The organism is Psychrobacter sp. 1U2, assembly GCF_051847575.1.
The window spans coordinates 1-743 of record NZ_JBPYDC010001007.1 but is presented as its reverse complement, the minus strand read 5'-3'; the positions used below and the strand labels follow the sequence as shown (position 1 = coordinate 743).

Below are 743 nucleotides of genomic sequence, written 5' to 3'. Positions count from 1 at the left end.
ATTATACAACAAAACTAATTAGGAAGTAGCTTATCGACTATCTATTAAGTTTACAACTTTTTTCGTTAGGCAGCTACACATTATTACACGATAGTGTTGCAACACAAACACAATAGCCTGCTTATTTTACTAAGAACTAACATACGTTGCAATTTTAGTCTTTTGAATGTTAATTCGCAATAGAAGCAAATTAGATTTTACCTATTGTCTGCAACTAGTTTAATACAATCGAATTTTTTTCTCTATTAATAAAGATTAGTCTTCACTAATTGAAACAAATTTTGACAGTTGCACTATAATTCATATATATTAAATAGCAAACATTATTCTAGTATATACTTTTAAAGTAATGAGCTGATATGTGATTGTTGCGTTAAAAACGTTGTTGTTAAGGTTTGTGAATTTAAAAGTCCAAGGTATTTTTAAAAGTTAAAGTCTTGTACTAGAAAAGGTATCAATGTAGGGCTTCACTCAAATGTATAAAGCTGATGAATTTGGCCTATATAATTAAATCTATAGCGTAAGCGATGACTATATATGATTAGAATATGTCACACCATATCGAACCTTACTCTATCTTATCTGAATCTAGCTGTATGCTTAAGAGTCCCATACTTGTCGAAATCTTATCAACAAAAAGGGTTTACTCTTGTAGAGCTTATGGTAACAGTGGCAATTTTAGCTATTATCGCAACGATCGCAGCGCCAGCGATCGTAGATCAATTGGCAAGTATGGAAGCCAA

At 31.2% G+C, this 743-nt stretch carries 1 protein-coding gene; it reads left to right on the top strand.

Features of this window, described 5'->3' with window-relative positions; translation table 11 throughout:
- Positions 1–537 precede the first annotated feature (537 nt).
- Positions 538–743 (top strand): prepilin-type N-terminal cleavage/methylation domain-containing protein (locus tag ACS8FD_RS20055; protein WP_439277162.1); only part of this gene is annotated, 206 nt, incomplete at its 3' end.